Origin of the sequence: Microcystis sp. M090S1, assembly GCF_020246295.1 — a bacterium.
GTDB lineage: Bacteria > Cyanobacteriota > Cyanobacteriia > Cyanobacteriales > Microcystaceae > Microcystis > Microcystis aeruginosa.
In genome coordinates this window covers 1-3,188 of record NZ_JADBTF010000042.1, presented here as the reverse complement: position 1 = coordinate 3,188, position 3,188 = coordinate 1, and the positions used below count along the sequence as shown (strand labels likewise).

Below are 3,188 nucleotides of genomic sequence, written 5' to 3'. Positions count from 1 at the left end.
TTTATGGGCAGATATTTTAAAACTGTCTCTTGAAGCTAATTATGATGATTATCTTGAAAAAAAATGATAATTAGACAGAAGTTCTCTTGTTCACATAGAGAACTTTATCTTCTTTTGTTTTCAAAATGAGAATTGCTGAGGAAATGCTGACAGCCTTTTTCTCATCAAGACGAAGTGTCACCTAATTTGCTATGGACGACCGACACCTCACACCCCACACCCTGCCCCCAGAAAAAATTTTTTCGGCAAACCCTATTTATCCGGTATTGCCCCCTGAATAGCCATCGTTGCTCCTTTCGAGCAGCGAATGATTAATAATTTCTTTCTAAACGGCAAAACCGATAAAAAATTTCTATCAAAAAACTGGCAAAAATTGGCAAGACGAAAAATGCTGATCAGCTTGGAACAACTGAGATAGAGCATCGTCAATCTGGACATTCAAAATGTCACCAACTTGCCGTGATCCCGATGCTAATAGTCAGAGGGAGACTTGCACAATTTCAAAATCTAAGTTAATCTCTCCTAAAAGTCACCTTTAGGTATTTTGACTAAAAAGAAAAGTTGCCTAACTTCTACTCTAGCCTCAAGGCTAATGCTGAAAGCTAGAATCATCGGCTTAATCGACTGGCTCTAGCTAACTCTTTACACCACAGGAGGTCTGTTTGAAAGAGACTTTTATCCACAACCCCATGACATCCGCTACCCCAGAACAGAATTGCACTGCTGAGTCTAACCGAGTCCGTTGCTCGGCTGCCCTGCTGGGATTAGCACTCTCTCTGGGAGTACCTAGCATTCTCAACTCCACCTCAGAATCAGCCCAGGCCGCCAATTCTGTACCCTTAGAATGGGAAGTAATTGACCTGTCCCAAAAAGCAAAAGGTGCGGGTAAAGAACTAAAAGAACCGCAAATAATCCAATCCCAAGCACTTGCTACCGTCAAATTCATCGCCACATCAGTGGTTGAGCATCAGGTAAAACCGGGAGAATCCCTGTGGAGTTTAGCCGACACCTATCAAACCACCCCTACGGCGATCGCTACCCGCAATAATCTCCCCCCCCAATCCGATCTGATTATCGGACAAACCTTAAAAATTCCCACTCCTGAGCAGTTGCCCCCGGCAGCCCCGGCAGCAACTCCTGAGCAGTTGGATAGTTCCTCTGCTAGTCTGCGTCAAACCCGTCAACGTCTCCAAGAAAGTTTGGCCGCCTTACAGACCCAGGAAATCCCCCATCAGTCCGATTCCGGGGAAACAGTAATCGTCACCGAAACTACCGCTCTCGTTCCCGATAATTCGCCAACCACTGTCGAGATTCCCGTTATTGCTCCCGAAGAATCGCCCCGACCAACCAGCCAGGTGATCCCGATTCCCGTTCCCACCCCTGAAAGCGATCGCCCGATAGCCACAATTGCCGTTAATCCTCCCTTGACAAGCAGACCGGAAATTCCCAGCGTTGCCCTACGAAATCCGGCTCCTGTGACTGAAATTCCCGCCGTTCCCAATCCTCGGGTCATAGTTCCCCCAGAAAACCAAGTTTATCGGGTTCGGCCAGGGGATACCTTAAACACGATCGCTCGCGCTCTCGGCATCACCCCCGCCGAATTAGCCAGGGAAAACGGCATTGACAACCCCAACCGGATTAAAGTTAATCAAACCCTAGTGATTCCCGACCGCTCTGCCAACGCTAGAGTTAATCAAAATCTTACCCCCTTGGTCGGCGATCGCCCGAGATTGTCCTTTAACCCCAGCAATCGACAAAATTTGCCCGCCGCAACTGCCACCACGGAGACGGAAGAATTCCCCGAAAATATCACCGGCAGCTATCGGGAAAGATTGCGCCAAGAGGTGGCTAATCTGCGGGAAACTAACCTTTCGGAAACCCAGAAAAGTATCGCTATTCCCGTCGATAATCCCGCAGAAACCGTCGATGATCGGCAAATAACCCCTAATCCCCAATGGGCTGCCCTTCGTTCTCGTTCTAACCAAAGCACCCCCCCACAGATTATCGGTTCGGCTCCTACCAATGTGGAAGAATATAATGATCGCCTACGAATTCCTGTCGGCGAAACCGTAGAACCTTCCCTTCCTCCCCTCGCTAATCCCGATGAGTATTTACCTAATCCCGCCCCCATTTTTACCGGCTTTATCTGGCCCACCAGAGGTGTGTTAACCTCCGGTTTCGGTTGGCGCTGGGGCAGACCTCATCGCGGCATCGATATCGCCGGTCCAGTGGGGACCCCGATTGTGGCGGCGGCCGCCGGTGAAGTAATCGCCTCCGGTTGGAATTCTGGCGGTTATGGCAATCTGGTGAAACTGCGTCACCCCGATGGTAGCACCACTCTCTATGCCCATAACAGCCGTCTGCTGGTGCGTCGCGGCCAAACTGTTCAGCAAGGCGAGCCAATCGCTCAGATGGGTAGCAGTGGCTTTAGCACCGGCCCCCACCTACATTTCGAGGTTCACCCCTCCGGCCAGGGCGCAGTCAACCCCATGGCTTTCCTGCCAGGCAGACGTTAAAGATGCCCGCAAAGGGAAGAAAAAATCTTCCCTTTTTCGCTCTTGTGCAATTGGGTGATTGTGTGTTATGATTGATAACTGTGTAAACAACGGCTTAGTAGCTCAGTTGGTCAGAGCAGGGGACTCATAAGCCCAAGGTCGGCAGTTCAAATCTGCCCTGAGCCATCGGAATCAAGCTCCTCTTGGGAGCTTCCTGGCAATTCTACTGGCAATTTTTTGGCTCTTGTCGGGCTGAACGAAAGTTACCCCATACAATCGTTCCCTAAAAAAATGGGGAATCAGGTTCGCTGCTTCGGGGGAATATATTTCGGTAAATCTGGCTGAAATTGCTCAGGCAATCCTGAAAAAGTCAATTCTTCTAGAGCATTATCTCGTTCCCAGGTTCTACCCGATAACTTTTGACATCCTCGCCGCCGTAAAACGGACGGCGATTCCTCACCACGCCACTTTTTTAGGGTGGTCGCGTCAATGGGGTTGACGCTTCACCAAAAAACGCTTAATTGCTTAAGTCTGACTCTTTCGACCCGCCCGTTTTGAGTGTCCGGATGCCCTCCGGCCACTTTGAACAAGTCGAAAAAATCTCATGTTCAACCTTATTTCCTAGAAAGTTTTACTCGTTCAAGGCCGAATTTGAATTCTTTTCTGAACAAAACCCCCTACTATCTGTTGTCA

At 49.2% G+C, this 3,188-nt stretch carries 1 protein-coding gene and 1 tRNA gene; both read left to right on the top strand.

The features are described from left to right. Positions 1-689: 689 nt before the first annotated feature. A complete protein-coding gene (locus tag IM477_RS01715; RefSeq protein ID WP_287730291.1) occupies positions 690-2,516 on the top strand; it encodes a peptidoglycan DD-metalloendopeptidase family protein in 1,827 nt (608 codons plus the stop codon). A gap of 91 nt (positions 2,517-2,607) precedes the next feature. Next, positions 2,608-2,681 (top strand) — tRNA-Met (locus IM477_RS01710). Positions 2,682-3,188: the final 507 nt, after the last annotated feature.